The following is a 16,596-nucleotide window of genomic DNA, read 5'->3' on the forward strand; positions in this document are numbered from 1 at the left end:
GGGATTCCCGCCACCCGGTCAGAAGGTCTCGACGTTGTGGCTCTCCACGGCCCCGTTTGTCGCGTAGATCCGCAGCTTCCGCTCGTTCACGCGGATTCTGACGCCGTCCTCGGCCTTGGCGAGGTATCCGCCGTCCTCGGGGACCACATCCCTCAGGAAGAGCGCGGTCTCGCCCTCGGCCCACCTGGCCTCCTCACCCCGGTTGGCCTGGTAGTACAGGCGATCGCCGGAGTCCTGGCAGATCCAGACGGTCACGTCCCTGTCCGGGACCGTGTCCGTGGTGCGCACGCGCAGAAGCTGGGTCAGCGTATCGGTGATACCGAGTCGTTGGGCGGTGTCGTGCATCTGCGCCGGGCACTTCTTCGCGTCATCGGTGGCGGCCGGGCGGGCCGGGGTGTCTTGCCGGGTGGGGCCGGGATCAGGGGCGGGAGCAGCCTCGTGGTGAGTGCCCAGGACGAATCCCGCCGACATCCCGATGATGCTCAGGAAGACCGTGGCGATGACCACAGGGAAGAACAGTGGTCGTCGCGGCGGGGGAAGATCAGCGGGCAGGCTCACCGGCCAAGGATGGCATCCGCTCACCAAGCACGGTGCCGCACGGCCGGAAGATGTCTCAACGCGCCCCATGCGTTTACGCACAGTAGGCTCAGGGGCGGGGAACCAGAACGACCCGGAGGTGCTCTCAGCGTGGCCGAACGAAGTTCCTTTGTCGTAGTCGCCAACCGCCTGCCCGTGGACGAGGTCATGGTCGACGGCGTTCGGCAGTGGCGCCCCAGCCCGGGCGGCCTCGTGACCGCCCTGCACCCGGTGCTCGCCCAGCACCGGGGCACCTGGATCGGGTGGGCCGGCGGAGACGGCGAGGCACCGGAGCCGTTCGAGCTCGAAGGCATTCACATCCATCCGGTGCCGCTCAGCGCCGAGGAGCTCGAGCGCTACTACGAGGGCCAGTCGAACGCGACGATCTGGCCGCTCTACCACGACGCCGTCGAGACGCCCGTCTACAAGCGGCGCTGGCGCGAGGCGTACCGGACGGTCAACCAGCGATTCGCCCAGGCCGCGGCGGACGTCGCGGACGAGGGCGCGACCGTCTGGGTGCAGGACTACCAGCTCCAACTCGTGCCGGCGATGCTCCGCGAGATGCGCCCTGACCTGCGGATCGGCTTCTTCCTGCACATCCCGTTCCCGCCGATCGAGCTGTTCATGCAGATGCCCCTGCGCGCCGAGATCCTGCGCGGCCTGCTCGGCGCCGACCTGGTCGGCTTCCAGCAGCGGCTCGCCGCGCAGAACTTCGTCCGGCTCGCCCGGCACCTGCTCGGCCTGCGCTACGAGGGGCAGTCGATCCAGGTCGACGGCCGCAAGGTGAAGGCGGGCGCCTTCCCGATCAGCATCGACACGCGGGACATGGAACGCATGGCCGCCGACCCGAAGGTGCAGGCCCGGGCCAAGGAGATCCGCGCCGAGCTGGGCGACCCGGAGACGGTCATCCTCGGCGTCGACCGGCTCGACTACACCAAGGGCATCGAGCTGCGGCTCAAGGCGTTCCGCGAACTGCTCGCCGACGGCAAGCTCAAGGTGCCCGACGCGGTGATGGTGCAGGTCGCGACTCCCAGCCGGGAGCGCGTCGAGCATTACCAGACACTGCGGGTGAAGGTCGAGCGCGAGGTCGGCCGGATCAACGGCGAGTTCGGCAAGGTCGGCATGCCGGCCGTGCACTACCTGCACCAGTCGTACAGCAGGCAGGAGCTCGCCGCGTTGTACGTGGCGGCGGACGTCATGATGGTCACGCCCCTGCGCGACGGCATGAACCTCGTCGCCAAGGAGTACGTCGCCTGCCGCTCGGACCGTGGCGGCGCACTGGTGCTCAGCGAGTTCGCCGGCGCGGCGACCGAGCTGCGGCAGGCGTTCCTCTGCAACCCGCACGACCCGGACGGCGTCAAGGACGCGTTGCTGCGGGCCGCGGGCGCGGAACCGGCCGAGCTCAAGCGCCGCATGCGGGTGATGCAGCGGCACCTGCGCACCCACGACGTCGCCGAATGGGCCCGCTCGTTCCTCGAGGAGCTCGGGGTCACCGAGACGGCCGACAGGGACGGCTCCACGGAGACGGCCGACGGAGACGACTCACAGGAATAGACAGAAGGGATGGCCGGCCGGGTCGAGGTAGACCCGGACGTCCTCCTGCGGCTGGAAGTCGGCCAGGGTGGCCCCGGCCTTCTCGGCGTGCAGGCAGGCCGCGTCAAGATCGTCGACGTGGATGTCGAGATGGACGCTCATCTGAGGGTCGCCGGGGCCGGCCGGCCAGACCGGGCGCACGTAGGCGGACTCGGTCTGGAACGACAGCCCCGGGCCGCCGCCCGGGGCGCCCAGCTTCACCCAGCCCGGCTCGTCCTGCACGACGTTCCAGCCCAGCAGGCGCTGGTAGAACGCCGCGAGCGCCTGCGCATCCGGGGAGTCGAGGACCACCCCGGCAACGGTCATCTGCGGTCGCTCACTCATGGGCATGGATTACCCACCCGTAGGGTGACTATCCCAGCACGGGAACGACCTCGCCGATAACGACCACGGCCGGTGGGCGCAGCCCCGCCGCGGCCGTCGCCGCCGCGACCTCGCCCAGGGTGCTCCGCAGCACCCGCTGCGCGCTCGTCGAACCCTCCTGCACGACGGCGGCCGGGGTGTCGCCCGGGCGCCCCTCGGCCAGCAGCTTCTCGGCGATCTTCGGCAGGTTCTTGAGGCCCATGAGGATCACCAGGGTGCCGCGCAGCCGGGCCAGCGCCGCCCAGTCCACCAGGGACTGGTCGCTCTCCGGCGGGACGTGCCCCGACACGACCGTGAACTCGTGCGCGACCCCGCGGTGGGTGACCGGGATGCCGGCCAGCGCGGGCGCGGCGATCGAGCTGGTCACCCCGGGCACGACCGTGACGGGCACGCCCGCCTTGGCGCACGCCAGCGCCTCCTCGCCGCCGCGGCCGAAGACGAACGGGTCGCCGCCCTTGAGCCGCACCACGACCTTGCCGTCCAGGGCCTTCTCGACCAGGATCCGGTTGATCTCCTCCTGGGCGACGGACGGACCGTACGGGATCTTGGCGGCGTCGACGAGCTCCACCTCGGGACGCAGCTCGTCGAGAAGCATGCCGGGCACGAGCCGGTCCGCCACCACGACGTCGGCCCGGTTGAGCAGCCGGCGGCCCTTCACCGTGATCAGCTCCGGGTCGCCGGGGCCGCTGCCGACCAGGAAGACCTGGCCGGGCTCGCCTCGCCGGGCGGCCAGCTCGTTGTTCTCCAGCGCGGCGGCGACGAGATCCCGCAGCGCTATCGCGTTGCGGCGGTCGCCGCCGTCGGTCACCGCGACGGTGATCTGCCCCTGCCGGGTCACCGCCGGGGTCCAGGCCGTCGCGGCGTCGCGGTCGTCCGCGCGTACGCAGAAGATCCGGCGCTCCTCCGCCGCGACGCTGACCTGTGCCGCCGCCGCGACATCGTCCACCGCCACCTGGACGAGCCAGGCACCGTCCAGGTCGGAGGGCTCGAAGCGGCCCTCGCGCCAGGTCAGCCGCCCGGCGTCCAGATGCGCGCGCAGCGCTGGGGTGAGCACCGGCGACACGACCCGGACCCGGGCCCCGGCATCCAGCAGGGCCGGCACCCGGCGCGTCGCCACCGACCCGCCACCCACGACGAGCACCGGACGGCCCTCGAGCCGCAAAGCGAGTGGATAGAGACTCACTTCTCCGAGACCCCCGCCGAATCGAAGGTGGCCACCTCGCGCAGCACGCGCACCGCGCCCGCGACCAGTGGGAGAGACAGGGCGGCGCCGGAGCCCTCGCCGAGCCGCATGCCCAGGTCGAGCAGCGGGACCAGGCCGAGATGGGCGAGCGCCACGGTCGCGCCCGGCTCGGCGGAGCGGTGCCCGGCGACCATCGCCGCGACGGCGTCCGGCGCGAACGCCGCCGCCACCAGCGCCGCCGAGGCCGCGATGACGCCGTCGACGATCACCGGGACACGGCGGGCGGCGGCGCCGAGGATGAACCCGGCCAGGGCGGCGTGCTCCAGACCGCCGACGGCGGCCAGCGCCGCGAGCGGGCGGGCCGGGTCGGGGCGGTGGAGCGCGAGGGCCCGGGCGACCACGTCGACCTTGCGCGCGTACGTGTCGTCGTCGATCCCCGTGCCCCGGCCGGTGACCGCGGCGGGATCCGCGCCGGTGAAGGCCGCGATCAGGGCCGCCGCCGGGGTGGTGTTCGCGATGCCCATGTCGCCGGTGAGCAGGCACCTCGCCCCGCCGTCGACCAGAGCCCCGGCGACCGAGATCCCGGCCTCCAGCGCCGCCCGGGCCTCGTCCTCGGTCATCGCCGCGGTGACGGCCAGATCGCGGGTGCCCCGGCGGACATTGGCGTCCAGGAGGGTGTCGCCGCCGTGCAGCGGGACGGCCACGCCGACGTCGACCACCATGAGCGAGGCGCCGACCTGCCGGGCGAAGGCGTTGATCACCGCTCCCCCGCCGACGAAATTGGCCACCATCTGCGCCGTGACCTCCTGCGGCCAGGGCGTGACGCCCTGGGCGTGCACCCCGTGGTCCCCGGCGAAGACCGCGATGGCCGCGGGCTCCGGCATCGGCGGCGGGCAGGTGCCGGCGAGGCCGGACAGGCGTACGGACAGCTCCTCGAGCGCGCCCAGCGAACCCGCCGGCTTCGTCAGCCGGGCTTGCAGGTCACGGGCGGCGGCCATCGCGGGCTCGTCGGCGGGCCGGATGGCCGCGAGGGTCGGCTCCAGGGTCACGGTCGCTCCTTCACCACGTCGGTCAGCGTCGCCAGAAACGCGTCGCTGGTGGCAGTGTCGCGTACGGCGATCCGCAGCCAGTCGGCGCCCAGCCCCGGGAAGGTGTCGCCGCGCCTGACCGCGTACCCTCGTTTGCGCAGCTTAAGGCGCATTTCGCTGGCGCCGGGGAGGTGCAGCGCGACGAAGGCGCTGGCCGGCTCTCCGGCAACAGTGACGTCCGGCACGTTGCGGAGGCCCGCGACCAGATGGTCGCGCTCGGCGGCGAGGGCCGCCGCGATGTCCCGCTCGGCGGCGACGGCCACCGGCGATGCGCATGCCTCGGCCGCCGCGAGGGCCGGTGTCGACACGGCCCACAGCGGCTGGGCCGCGGCCAGCCGGCCGATCACCGCGGGCTCCGCGAGGACGTAGCCGATCCGCAGGCCCGCCAGGCCCCAGGTCTTGGTGAGGCTGCGCAGGACGACCAGACCGGGCAGGTCCGTGCGGGCCGCGAGCGACTCCGGCTCCCCGGCGACGCCGGCACGCCAGGTCGTGTCCGAGAAGGCCTCGTCGACGACGAGGACGCGTCCCGGCCGGGCGAGCGCGGCGATGTCCGCGGCCGGATGCAGGACGGAGGTCGGATTGGTGGGATTGCCGACGAAGACCAGGTCGGCGTCCTCCGGCACGCTCGCCGGATCCAGGCGGAACCCGTCCGCCTCACGCAGCAGCACCCGAGCGACGTCGTGGCCCGCATTGCGCAGGGCCGCCTCCGGCTCGGTGAACTGGGGATGCACGACCACCGGCCGGCGCGCCGCGATCGCCCGGGCGATCAGCACGAAGGCCTGCGCGGCCCCGGCCGTCAGCAGGACCTCCGCCGGGGTCCGGCCGTGGCGCCGCGCGACGGCGGCGGTGGCCCGGGTGGCGTCGGGATAGGCGGCCAGATCGGCCAGCGTCGCCGCGATCGGATCGGCGAGCCAGGGGGGCATCGGGTGCCGCCGGACGTTGACCGCCAGATCGACCAGCCCGGGTGCCACCTCGGCGTCGCCGTGGTGGTGCAGATCCATCTCCACAGGCCCAGCATGCCGGACGGGAAAGCAGGGCCCACTTCGGCCGTTCCGTCAGGACATGAGGCTTTTTGTCATACCTTCGAAGGGTGACGAAGACCGGACTCGCCCAAGCTGGACGACTCGCCCCGCTCATCCGGGCCGGACTCATCGCCGGACTCGCGATCGCCGGCCTGCTCTTCCCGCTGGTCGCCCTCGCCGGGGTCGGAGCGAAGACCGGGGCGGACGCCCTGCAGAGCATGCCCGAACAGCTCACGGTCGTGCCGTCGGCGCAGACCACCTACGTGTACGCCAACGACGGCAAAACGCTGCTCACCATGTTCTACGAGGAACATCGCAAGCCCACCCGGATCGAGGACATGTCGCCGTACATCACGAGTGCGATCGTGGCGTCGGAGGACACCCGCTTCTACGAGCACAACGGCGTGGACCCCAAGGGCGTCGCCCGCGCCTTCGTCGCGAACCAGCAGGCCGGCGGCGTCTCGCAGGGCGCATCGACGCTGACCATGCAATACGTACGGATGGCCCTGCGCGACGGCGCGAAGACGCCCAAGGAGGCGCTCGAGGCCACCGAGCAGACCACCGAACGCAAGCTGCGGGAGATGCGCCTCGCCATCGAGGTGGAGCAGCGCATCTCCAAGCAGGAGATCCTGCAGCGGTACCTCAACTCGGCGTACTTCGGGCACCGGGCGTACGGAATCTTCGCGGCCTCGGAGGTCTTCTTCTCCAAGACGCCCAGGGATCTGACGCTCACCGAGGCGGCCCTGCTGGCCGGGCTGGTCAAGGCCCCGTCCGCGTACGACCCGGCGGTCAACGACCAGCGGGCGGCGACCGACCGGCGCAACTACGTCATCGAGCAGATGCTCAAGATGAGTGCCATCAGCGAGCCCGAGGCCCGGTCGGCGCAGAAGTCGAAGATCAAGCTGAACCTGACGTCGCCGCCGAACGACTGCGTGTCGGTGCCCCAGAAGGAGAACGACTGGGGCTTCTTCTGCGACTACCTCCGCAACTGGTGGATGGAACAGCCGGCGTTCGGCCCCAGCCCGCAGGAACGCCTCGCCAACCTCCGCCGCGGCGGCTACAAGGTCGTCACCAGCCTCGACCCGAAGATCCAGGCGTCGGCGATGAAGCACATCCTGGACAAGGAGAAGCGCAAGAGCGTGTACGCCCACGGCGAGGTCGTGATCGAGCCGGGCACCGGCCGCATCAAGGCGATGGCCGTGAACCGCCGCTACTCGCTGGACCAGAAGAACAACGGCGAACACAGCGACCGCCGCCGGCGCGACCAGGTCCGCGGCAACTACCCGAACACGGTCAACCCACTCCTCGGCGGCGGCGACATGGCCGGCTACCAGGCCGGCTCCACCTTCAAGATCTTCACCATGCTGGCGGCGCTGGAGGAGGACATGCCGCTGTCCACGAGCTTCTACTCCCCGCCGCGGTTCGTGACGAAGTACATCACCGCCCCCGGCCCGGCGACCTGCGGCATCCGCTGGTGCCCGAAGAACTCCAGCCCGTCGATGACCGGTCGGCAGACCATGTGGAGCGGCTTCGGCAAGTCGGTGAACACGTACTTCGTCCAGCTCGTGCAGAAGGTGGGTGCGGAGAAGGCGGTCCGGATGGCGGAACGGCTCGGCCTGAAGTGGCGTACGAAGATCGACCAGGACCTGGCCCACCCCGACAGCCGGAGCGGCTGGGGAGCGTTCACCCTGGGCGTGACCGACGCGACGCCCGTCGAGATGGCCAACGTCTTCGCGACCCTGGCCGCCGAGGGGAAGTACTGCGAGCCCATCCCGGTCCAAATGATCAACACCCGCGACGGGGCGAGCCTCGAATTCGAGGGCAAGAAGGTCGCGGGACCGCGCTGCCGGCAGGAACTGAACCCGGAGGTGGCCCGGGCGGCGACCGACGCGGCCCGCTGCGTGACGGGCTACGGGGCGGCGAAGGGCGGCTGCGGAGGATGGTCGACCTCACCGATGGTGCACGCGATCCTGAAGCGGCCGGTGGCCGGCAAGAGCGGAACGACGGACAGCAACCGGAGCGCATGGTTCTGCGGCTACACGCCGCAACTGGCGGCGGCGGCCTTCGTGGCCGACCCGGATAATCCGGAGAACACCGTGGGGTCCAGCCGGGGAACCATCTCGAAGTTCACGGTGGCGCAGACGCTGAAGGACGCCCTCAAGGGACTGCCGAAGGCCAAGTTCACCCCGCCCTCCGGAGAGATCGCCCACGGCGAAGGCAACGACAACTGGCGTGACGGCAACGACGGCGATAACTGGCGCGGTGACGACAGCGACAGCGACAGCGACAGCGACAGCGACGACAACGACGACGACGGTGACGACGACGGTGACGACGACTGACCCGACGGGGCGGCGAGACGCCGACTGAGCGAGCGGCACCGGGGCGGAATGGCCGACATGGGCCGACGCCGGCCAGACGCACCGCAGCATCCTGACGACGCGGGCCCGGCCGTCCCGCGTCGTGGCCCGCCCGGCGTCATGGCCCTCCCGGCGTCGCGCGCCGCCCGCCATCGCGACCCGTTCAACGCCACGGCCCGCCTGCCCGCGCACCCGCCCGCCAACGTCGCGGCCCGCCCGGGCGTCGCTCGCCCGCCAACGTCGCGGCCCGCCCCACCACGACCCGCCCGGCGTTGGCTGGGTGGTGAGGTGGGCGAGTTACGTCGGGTTTGTCAGCGAGGGGCCGGGCGCCAGCGGGGGTTGCGGCCCGCGAGGGCTACCGCGTGGTCGAGGAGTGTCGCCTCGTCGTCGGTGTCGATCACGGGGCCGAAGAGTCCGGGGGTGCCCTCCGCCGGGCCCTGGGACAGGAACTCGATCAGGTGCTCGAGGATGCGAGGGTCGGCGGCGTATTCCTGGCCGGTGGCCCGGGCCAGGTCCCAGCCGTGCATGACGAGCTCGTTGATCGCCACGCTGCCCATGGCGGCGGCCGGCATGGTCACGCCGCCGGCCTGGGCCGTTCCTTCCCAGGCGGTCGGTTGCTTCCAGGCGGTGGAGAGGTCTTCGAGGACCACGGGGAGCCGGCTACGCCAGTGGGGCGAAAGGTTGGCCGCGGACGCTGGGGGTGGCGGCGAGGCGGTGACACCGTCGGTCTTCTTCTGCGCCGCCTGGGTGAACGCCCAGCAGAGACTCATGAGGTGATCGAGCAAGTCGCCGACCGACCAGTCGGGACACGGCGTCGGTGCGGTGAGATGAGCGTCGGTGACGCCGAAGAGCAGTGCCCGGATCCGACGGACCGGCGGGTCGAAATCCAGGGGCACACGATCTGCCACGGCCGTTCTCCCTTCTCGCTGACCCTCCCACCGTAAGGCCGCCCTGCGACAATTGCCGCACGGCGTGTCGAGCCACGACACGCCGTGCGGCACAAGGCGGAGCGCGGCGAGGCCCGGCGGACACAAGACACGCGAAGCCCGGCGCGACAGGACACACGAAGCCCGGCGCGACAGGACACGCGGAGGCGCGGCAAGACGGGGCGCGGCGAGGCCCGGTGAGAGAGGGCACGGCGAGGCGTGGCGGACGGACGTCGTCGCGCCGCTGTGGTCGCCTCGGCGGTCGCGAGCCTTGGTGTCACGGCACTCGTGTGGCCGTACCCATCAAGGGTTTGTGGGTGTTACGGCCGAGAGCGACAGTGTGGCCTCGCCCGGGTCGTTGTCCGGTGAGGTGCCCGCAGCGGAGGCGGCGGGCTGAGCCGGCACGGCGCTCGACGGCCCGGCACCCATCGGCCCGGGACTCATCTGGGCGCCGGCCGGACCAGCCGGTGAACCACCGATCATCGGCGCCGCAACCGCGACCGGCGGCAGCGCCGCCGCGACGACCCGGCGGGCGATCTCCGGCGCGCCCGCCCAGTGCAGTCCTAGCTGCGAGGCGTGCACCTGCCGCCAGATGAAGCCTTCCGGATGCCCGCCCGACCACGTCCACGCCGGGACCTGCCCGGCGCGCGGCGTGACGATCGCCCGGTGCTGCTTGTAGCCGGTGATCCTGGCCCCGGCCGGCGCCAGAGCGGATGGAGCCGGCGCCGTCGCCTCGCGGTAGCCGGCCACCGTCTGGGCGGCCGTGGTCGCGGAGGCGTCGAGGACTCCGCACATCGGGCGTCCGTCGAAGTCGCGGCCCAGCCAGGGCAGGCCGACTCCCTCGGCGATGATCGGGCCGCCGTCGTGGGCGAGTTGCGCGACGGCGGCGCACAGGCGGCGGTTTGCGGAGAGTTCCTCCGCGTATTCCTCGGGGAGTCCCGCGCCGATCATGAGGGCTCGGGTGCCGGGTGGGAGGGTTTCGTCGCGGAGCGGATCGATCACCGCGACGTCCGCTCCGGCCGCCGACAGGAGCTCCGCGGTCTCCACGTACGTGTAGGGCGCGCCGGGGCCGCCGGCGAGGGCGATCACCGGGCGGTGCTCCGGCGGGACCGGTGGCTCGCCGGTGGCTTCGGCGAGCGCGTCCGCCGGGGACCAGGGCGCGCCGGGTAGCGCCGGGGCGGTGTTCGCCAGCGCCATGATGCGGTCCAGGTCCAGGCTTTCGGCGACGGTTTCACCCAGTCGGCGTACGGCGCGGACGGCCTCGACCGTACGGTGCGCGACCGGCACCGGGCCCTGCGCGCGGGCCGGCAGAACCGCGGGCAGGTCACCGCGGCGGAGCGCGCCGAGCACGGGCATGCCGATATCGTCGAGGGCGGTGCGCAGCATCTCCTCGTGCCGCGGCGATGCCACCCGGTTCAGCACGACGCCGCCGAGGTGCACCATCTCGTCGAACATCCGGAAGCCGTGCACCAGCGCGGCGAGCGAATGCCCCATCGCGGCGACGTCCACGACGAGCAGCACCGGCGCACGCAGGGCGGCCGCGACCGCCGCCGTACCGTCGATCTCGGGCTGGCCCGTCAGGCTGTCGAACAGGCCCATCGCGCCCTCGATGACGGCGACCTGCGACCCGGCCGCGCCGTGCGCGAACAGCGGGGCGATGCGGTGCGCGCCGACCAGGCGCGGATCGAGGTTGCGGCCCGGCCGGCCCGCGGCGAGGCCCAGGTACGCGGCGTCGGTGTGGTCCGGGCCCACCTTGAAGCCGGCTGCGGGCACACCCCGGGCGGCGCAGGCGGCCAGCAGCCCCACCGCGATCGCGGTCTTGCCGTGCCCGGACGAGGGGGCGCTCACCACCAGACGTGATTGGGTGGTCATCAGTGGCTCCCTCGGGGATACGGAAAACGCCGCCGACGTGATATTGACCGCCGGAAGTCGCACCCTACCTGTCAACCGCCAGCGCCCGTCGGTAGCCTCGGGTCGTGTACCGGTTCCTGCTGACCCCCCGCTGGCTCGCCGGGGCCGCGCTGACCGTGGCCGCCTCGGTGGCCATGGTGTTCCTGGGCAACTGGCAGATGGACCGGTATCAGGAGCGCAAAGCGGTCAACGAGCGCATCGACGCCGCCGATTCGACGCCGGCGGCGCCGCTGACGTCCGTGCTGGCCAAGCCCACCGCGCCGGGCACGCTGGGCGCCAGGCCCGGCGAGGACCGGGCATGGACGAAGGTCACCGTGACGGGACGGTACGACGCCACGCACGAGATCCAGGCCCGCGGGCGTACGGTCAACAGCAAGGTCGGCTTCGAGATCCTGACCCCTCTCGTGCTGGCGGACGGTACGGCGGTGCTGGTGGACCGGGGCTGGGTTCCCTCCGCCAACGGCGACGCGGTGTCTCCACCGGTGGCACCCCCTCCCCCGGCGGGCGAGGTCACCGTGGTGGGCCAGATCCACCTCACGGAAAGCCGCCCGTCGGCGATCACGCAGCGGGACGGACGCATCGACACCCGCAGGATCGCGCTGCCCCGGCTGGCGGAGAAGCTTCCCTATCCCGTGTACGGGGCGTACATCCTGCACAGCGAGCCGGCGGAGGGATATTCCCCGATCCCGATCAACCACGAGGACGCATGGCAGAACGGCGGCTATGCGGTCCAGTGGTGGACGTTCGCGGTGATGGCGCTGCTGGCGTACGGGTGGCAGGCCCGCAAGGAGGCACAGGGCGACACGCCGAAGAAGCGGCTGGACCGGGTAGAGGAGGCCGACCAGCGCACGGCGGCGCAGTCGGCACGCCCAGCGGACTGACCGCCATATTCAGCGGCCTGACCGCGACGCCCTGGCGGCGTCGATCTACCGATCTGCCTCGACCCGGGGCGACCGCTGGTCTTCGCTGGGGTTTTCGTGTGTTTGGTGCCCGGCTAGGGTTTTGCAGGTGACGTTCTCCCAGGATCCGGCCCCGAGCGACCCGTGGAGTGTGCCGGCCCCGCCCCCGCTCGCCCCGGCCCCGCCCCCGCCCGCCCCGGGCGCGTGGGCCGCACCGGGCCCGGTCATCGTCCAGATCGGCGACATGGGTGTGACCTCCACGGTCGTCCACACCCCGGCCGGCGACATCCCGCTCGCGGGCTCGACCTGGACGGTCAGCGACTACTGGCACCACGAGACGAAGATCCCCACCTGGGCGATCGTGGCCTCCATCGTGGGGTTCTGCGTCCTGACGGTGTTCAGCCTGCTGTTCCTGCTGGTCAAGGTGACGATTCCGCGTGGGACGGTGCAGGTGACCGTGACGAACGGGACCCGGCAGTATGTGGCTCGGATCCCGGTCACGGATCAGGGACACGTCACCTATGTCCACCAGCAGGTCAACTACGTCAGATCACTGGCCGCGCTGTAAGTCGATCCAGTAACGCCTGGCAGGTCCGAACGGGGTGTCCCCGATGCCCTCGAAGACGCCGCCGCACCGTTCGATCACCTTCACCGAGGCGACATTGTCGACCGCGCAGACAGCGAGGAGCCGGTCGAGGGAGAGCGCTCGTGCCTCGTCGAGCATGCGCTCCAGCGCCCACGCGGCCAGCCCGCGCCGACGCTCGCCAAGGACGGACACCGTAACCGATGTGTCCGGCCCACTGGATGTAGTCGTCGTCCGCGTCCGCCCGCGTCGTGCCCCGCTCCGGCGGGGATGACGGGGCCCGCTCCACCGGGAGCGACGGGGCCCGCTCCACCGGGAGCGACGGGGCCCGCTCCACCGGGAGCGACGGGGCCCGCTCCACCGGGAGCGACGGGGCCCGCCGGCGCTGAGCCGGTCTCGCGGCGTACCGCAGCGCGACCCCGCCGAGCACGCGACCGTTCTCGACGATCCATCGATACACGCACCGGCGTTCGCCGGCATCGATGCTCTTCGCCGGAACGGAGTGGTCGGCCAACCGCGCGACCCGGGCCGCAAAGCCGGCCCGGCGTATCGACGTCGTCGCTCGGCCGCAACCCGAAACCGTCCTCGTGCAGGCCGGGGCCCCACTCCGCATGAGCGTCGAGCCAGGCGCGGTGCAGGCGGACGGTAGTTGCGATCAACTCCGGCATCTGTCCTCCGGTGATGGGTCACAAAGTTCGGCGGATCTGGGCTGGACGCACATCTCTGGATTGGACGCACATCACCGCCGGCTGAGCAGGGCGCGCCGGCCCCGGTCGCCTCCGGGTGCGCCCCTGCGGCCTCGGCGCGCGCCGAGGACATCCGGCTACCGACGGTGGAGTCACACCCCTGGAGCAGGTGGTCTCCGATGGTGGCTCCGCGGAGCCGAGCGACATCAGACGCGCGTCTTGGCCGTAGCGGAACTGGCCGTAGCGGAACTGGCGCACGACCGTCAGTCGTCCGGCGGCGCCGGGGTGCCGATTGCCTTGACGGTGTCGATCGTGTCCGCCTCCTCTGCTCGCTTGTCGTCGCGGTAGCGGAGCACTCGCGCGAACCGTAGCGCCACTCCGCCCGGGTAGCGGGGTGACGCCTGCACCCCGTCGAAGGCGATCTCGACGACCTGTTCGGGGCGGACCGTCACCACCCAGCCCGAGTCGTCGACGGCCAGTTCCTTGAAGCGTTGGGTCTGCCAGTGCAGCAGCTCGTCGGTCAGGCCCTTGAAGGTCTTGCCGAGCATCACGAAGCCACCTGTACGCGGGTCGCGCGCACCCAGGTGCAGGTTGGACAGCCAGCCCTTGCGGCGGCCGTGCCCCCACTCGACCGCCAGCACCACCAGGTCGAGGGTGTGGCGGGGCTTCACCTTGACCCAGGCGGCGCCGCGCCGGCCCACGTCGTACGGGGATTCCTGAGCCTTGATCACGACGCCCTCCTGGCCGGCGGCGAGCGCCGCGGCGAAAGCCTCCTGAGCCTGCTCGGGAGTCTCGACGGTGCGGCGGTCGACGATGAGCCCGGCCGGCAGGGCGTCCGCGAGCGCCGCCCAGCGGACGCGGCCGGGCTCGTCGAGAAGGTCGGTGCCGTCGACGTGGAGCAGGTCGAAGAAGAACGGCACGAGCGCGGGCAATTCGGCCGGACCGGCCTTGCCGCCCCGGCGGGCACCTCGGGTCGCCGCCCGGCTGGACGTCTCCTGGAACGGGCGGGGCCGGCCGGCGGCATCGAGGGCCATCGCCTCGCCGTCGAGCACGATGTCGTCGACCGGCAGCGCACGGGCGGCGGCGGCGACCTCGGGCAGCCGCGCGGTGATGTCGTCGAGGCTGCGCGTGAAGACGGCCACGTCGTCGCCGGAGCGGTGCACCTGGATGCGGATGCCGTCGAGCTTCACGTCCGCGGTGGCGGGCACGCCGGTGGCGACGAGGGCCGCCCCGACGTCGGGAGCGCTGCTCGCCAGCATCGGGGTGAGCGGCGTGCCGACCCGCAGGCTGATCTCGGCCAGCGCGGACGACCCGCCGGCGAGCGCGGCGACAGCCACCTGCTTGAGATCGCCGCTGAGCAGCAGCGCGCGCCGGACGGCGGTGACCGGAACTTCGGCGGCCCTGCCGATCGCGTCGGCGAGCAGGCCGGCCTGGGCGCCCTGGCGCAGCTCGCCGCCGAAGAGCCCGACGAGATGCCGCTGCTCGTCGGCGGTGGCCCGGCCGAACAACGCGGCCAGCAGTTCGCGACGGCGGGCCTGGGAACCGGCACCCGAGACCACGGAGATCTCGGCGATCCGCGCGTCGACCTCGGCGACGGTCAGACTCGGCTCGACGGCGGGCGGCGGCAGGTCTCGAAGGCTCGCATAGCCGACGCCGGTCTGTCGCTGCCTTAGCTCGCCGGCGAGATAGGCCGACCCGGGAGCGATCTCCCCGGGGTCGAGGCGTCGCAGGGCGTCGGCGAGCAGGTCGATCTTCGCCTTACGGCCCGAGACGGCGGTGACGGCTGCCGAGGTGGCTGCCAGGTCCGAGAACTGCACGGACTCATCCTGGCAGCCACCTCCGACAATTTCCGGACCGTCGAGACGTGCTCCCCCGTGAAACACGTCAGAACGGCCCGGAAAGCTTGCGGAGCCGGCCTTGCGGAACACAGCCGACCCGAAAAAGCTTGCCGAGCCGGCCAACTGGGACATACGAGCCGACCCGAAAAAGCTTGCCGGGCCGGCCGTGCGGGACATGCGGGCCGGCCCGGACCGCCGCCGGGTCGGGAGGACCCGGCAGCTCGCCGGGTCGGGAGGACCCGGCAGCCCGCCGGCCGTTCCACCGGGCTCCGTGGCGACGAAGCCCGCCGTCACAGCGGCGGTTCCTGCCGACCCGCCGCCGTCGGAGCCCTGGGGCGCCGGGTCCGCGGCCGGGAGCAGGCGTGACCATGGGACGAAGATCAGGCGGCGAGCGGCTCCGCTATGCGGAAGCCACGCGCTCGCACGGCATCGGCGACGCGGCTGAGCTGCGCGTCGAGCTGGCACAGGACCGCGGAGAGCTCCGCGAGCTGGTCGGTGAGAAGAGTGTCGTCCCACCCGGAGACATCGACGTCCCCCAGAGCGCTGCCGGCGGCGCGGAGCGCCTCGATGGCATCATTCGAACTCATGTTCGAATACTATCAAGGATGATCTCCGATCCGCAGCCGACTCATCCGATCAAGTGAACGGAATCGGCCGCGCCATCCGACCAACTCGGCGGCTGGGGCCGACGGGCGCCACACGGCGAGCGCGGTCACACCGGCGAGCATCGCCGGCCCGCCGCCGGCATGGACCGGACCCGTCACGGCCTCGAGCCGCCAAGCGGAGCAAGCCGTCAGAGCCGATTCACGGCCTTCACCGCCATCTCCTTGTGTGCCGAATCGTTGCGGCTCGGCCTGGTGAAGATCTGGGTCACCACGTTGTCCTTGCGTGCCAGCACAGTCTTGGAGACGTTGCCGCTTCCGAGGTCGAACTCCAGCAGCAGCGCATCGTCGCCGGCGAAGTCCTCGGCGAGGATCCGCACCGACTGATCACCGGCGGGCGAGCAAGAGGCCACCCACTCCTTAACCCGGTTCATGTACCGCACGGCCCCACCACCGGAGTAGAGGAGCGTCTCTTGGAGCACGGATTCCGCGTCCTCCTGCTGGCCCTTGTAGAACGCACGCTGGCGCTCCGCGATCGGGTCCTCTCGGTGGGTGCCACGACATTGGAGGGCCGAGAAGCTGAACTCGAAGGTCCAGTCCCCGTCCGCATCCTCCTTCATGGTGTACCCGGAGCCCACGTCCTGCGGCTGCAACATCATCGCTCGCGTGACGCGGGTCCGCGGCGATGAGGTGGTACCGGCCGGCGGCGTCGCCGGCTTCGACGTGGCCAGGTCCGGCGTCGCGGATGGCGACGTGGACGGCGACGACGGGGCGGACGGCGACGACGGGGCGGACGGCGCGGCCGAGGGCGACGACGCGACGACCGGGGGCGGCGCCGGGCTCTGCCGAGTCTGGGCCACGGCGACGCCGCCGGACACGAGTGCCACCGCGACAATGCCGGCCATCGCTGCGGCCTGGCCGACGGTACGGCGCCGAGCGCGTACGCGAACCTCGTCCATCGATTCC

The 16,596-nt window shown here is 72.0% G+C and carries 14 protein-coding genes and 1 pseudogene; 4 read left to right on the plus strand and 11 right to left on the minus strand.

The features are described 5' to 3' along the window. Nucleotides 1–18: 18 nt before the first annotated feature. Entirely contained in the window at nucleotides 19–558 is a 540-nt protein-coding gene (locus tag EDD30_RS12160; RefSeq protein ID WP_143163080.1) for a hypothetical protein, read from the minus strand. A gap of 129 nt (nucleotides 559–687) precedes the next feature. Between EDD30_RS12160 and EDD30_RS12165 the strand changes: the two genes are divergently transcribed. After that, the gene (locus EDD30_RS12165) at nucleotides 688–2,130 is read left to right on the plus strand and encodes an alpha,alpha-trehalose-phosphate synthase (UDP-forming) (protein ID WP_071810241.1); all 1,443 of its coding nucleotides are present in this window, start codon (nucleotides 688–690) and stop codon (nucleotides 2,128–2,130) included. Here EDD30_RS12165 and EDD30_RS12170 read toward each other — a convergent pair. From EDD30_RS12170 to cobC, 4 genes are read right to left on the minus strand one after another with little or no spacing between them, the layout of a single operon-like run. Beyond that, a complete protein-coding gene (locus tag EDD30_RS12170) occupies nucleotides 2,119–2,493 on the minus strand; it encodes a VOC family protein (RefSeq protein WP_071810242.1) in 375 nt (124 codons plus the stop codon). The genes EDD30_RS12165 and EDD30_RS12170 overlap by 12 nt on opposite strands. Nucleotides 2,494–2,521: 28 nt before the next feature. Continuing rightward, nucleotides 2,522–3,715 carry a uroporphyrinogen-III C-methyltransferase gene (gene cobA, locus EDD30_RS12175; RefSeq protein WP_071810243.1) on the minus strand — a complete coding sequence of 398 codons (1,194 nt, stop codon included), beginning with the start codon at nucleotides 3,713–3,715 and terminating at the stop codon, nucleotides 2,522–2,524. After that, nucleotides 3,712–4,764, minus strand: coding sequence for a nicotinate-nucleotide--dimethylbenzimidazole phosphoribosyltransferase (cobT, locus tag EDD30_RS12180; RefSeq protein WP_071810244.1), 1,053 nt, complete (start codon nucleotides 4,762–4,764; stop codon nucleotides 3,712–3,714). The genes cobA and cobT overlap by 4 nt, the downstream gene beginning before the upstream one ends. Continuing rightward, nucleotides 4,761–5,804 (minus strand): Rv2231c family histidinol phosphate aminotransferase CobC, encoded by a 1,044-nt coding sequence (gene cobC / locus EDD30_RS12185; protein WP_071810249.1) that lies wholly within the window; start codon nucleotides 5,802–5,804, stop codon nucleotides 4,761–4,763. The genes cobT and cobC overlap by 4 nt, the downstream gene beginning before the upstream one ends. A gap of 89 nt (nucleotides 5,805–5,893) precedes the next feature. Between cobC and EDD30_RS12190 the strand changes: the two are divergent. Then, nucleotides 5,894–8,035: pseudogene (locus EDD30_RS12190) on the plus strand (transglycosylase domain-containing protein); the annotation flags it as partial. A 461-nt stretch (nucleotides 8,036–8,496) separates the two neighbouring features. Here EDD30_RS12190 and EDD30_RS12195 read toward each other — a convergent pair. Further along, the gene (locus EDD30_RS12195) at nucleotides 8,497–9,093 is read right to left on the minus strand and encodes a TIGR03086 family metal-binding protein (RefSeq protein WP_071810245.1); all 597 of its coding nucleotides are present in this window, start codon (nucleotides 9,091–9,093) and stop codon (nucleotides 8,497–8,499) included. A 321-nt stretch (nucleotides 9,094–9,414) separates the two neighbouring features. Beyond that, the gene (locus EDD30_RS12200; RefSeq protein WP_071810246.1) at nucleotides 9,415–10,983 is read right to left on the minus strand and encodes a cobyrinic acid a,c-diamide synthase CobB; all 1,569 of its coding nucleotides are present in this window, start codon (nucleotides 10,981–10,983) and stop codon (nucleotides 9,415–9,417) included. Between the two features lie 104 nt (nucleotides 10,984–11,087). Here EDD30_RS12200 and EDD30_RS12205 point away from each other — a divergent pair, with 104 nt between their 5' ends. Together EDD30_RS12205 and EDD30_RS12210 are read left to right on the plus strand one after the other, a co-directional pair. Beyond that, a complete protein-coding gene (locus tag EDD30_RS12205) occupies nucleotides 11,088–11,903 on the plus strand; it encodes an SURF1 family cytochrome oxidase biogenesis protein (RefSeq protein ID WP_071810247.1) in 816 nt (271 codons plus the stop codon). Between the two features lie 127 nt (nucleotides 11,904–12,030). Beyond that, nucleotides 12,031–12,489 (plus strand): hypothetical protein, encoded by a 459-nt coding sequence (locus EDD30_RS12210; protein WP_071810250.1) that lies wholly within the window; start codon nucleotides 12,031–12,033, stop codon nucleotides 12,487–12,489. On the opposite strand, the gene EDD30_RS39035 is transcribed toward EDD30_RS12210, so the two are convergent. The 4 genes from EDD30_RS39035 to EDD30_RS39040 all read right to left on the minus strand — a co-directional run bounded on the left by EDD30_RS39035 (nucleotide 12,472) and on the right by EDD30_RS39040 (nucleotide 16,589). Next, nucleotides 12,472–12,699 (minus strand): GNAT family N-acetyltransferase, encoded by a 228-nt coding sequence (locus EDD30_RS39035; protein ID WP_071810248.1) that lies wholly within the window; start codon nucleotides 12,697–12,699, stop codon nucleotides 12,472–12,474. The two genes, EDD30_RS12210 and EDD30_RS39035, sit on opposite strands and share 18 nt — an antisense overlap. 754 nt (nucleotides 12,700–13,453) lie before the next feature. After that, nucleotides 13,454–15,007 carry an ATP-dependent DNA ligase gene (locus EDD30_RS12220; RefSeq protein ID WP_123678253.1) on the minus strand — a complete coding sequence of 518 codons (1,554 nt, stop codon included), beginning with the start codon at nucleotides 15,005–15,007 and terminating at the stop codon, nucleotides 13,454–13,456. A 401-nt stretch (nucleotides 15,008–15,408) separates the two neighbouring features. Continuing rightward, the gene (locus EDD30_RS12225; protein WP_071808124.1) at nucleotides 15,409–15,615 is read right to left on the minus strand and encodes a hypothetical protein; all 207 of its coding nucleotides are present in this window, start codon (nucleotides 15,613–15,615) and stop codon (nucleotides 15,409–15,411) included. Between the two features lie 206 nt (nucleotides 15,616–15,821). Next, nucleotides 15,822–16,589: a hypothetical protein gene (locus EDD30_RS39040; protein WP_071808125.1), complete on the minus strand. Its 768-nt coding sequence runs from the start codon at nucleotides 16,587–16,589 to the stop codon at nucleotides 15,822–15,824. Nucleotides 16,590–16,596: the final 7 nt, after the last annotated feature.

Source organism: Couchioplanes caeruleus, from assembly GCF_003751945.1.
Classification (GTDB): Bacteria; Actinomycetota; Actinomycetes; order Mycobacteriales; family Micromonosporaceae; genus Actinoplanes; species Actinoplanes caeruleus.

Bases quoted from the DNA above. Each gene is read 5' to 3' on its own strand.
- EDD30_RS12170 (WP_071810242.1), bottom strand. From the start codon at position 2,493: ATGAGTGAGCGACCGCAGATGACCGTTGCCGGGGTGGTCCTCGACTCC.
- cobC (WP_071810249.1), bottom strand. From the start codon at position 5,804: ATGGATCTGCACCACCACGGCGACGCCGAGGTGGCACCCGGGCTGGTC.
- EDD30_RS12200 (WP_071810246.1), bottom strand. From the start codon at position 10,983: ATGACCACCCAATCACGTCTGGTGGTGAGCGCCCCCTCGTCCGGGCAC.
- EDD30_RS12225 (WP_071808124.1), bottom strand. From the start codon at position 15,615: ATGAGTTCGAATGATGCCATCGAGGCGCTCCGCGCCGCCGGCAGCGCT.
- EDD30_RS39040 (WP_071808125.1), bottom strand. From the start codon at position 16,589: ATGGACGAGGTTCGCGTACGCGCTCGGCGCCGTACCGTCGGCCAGGCC.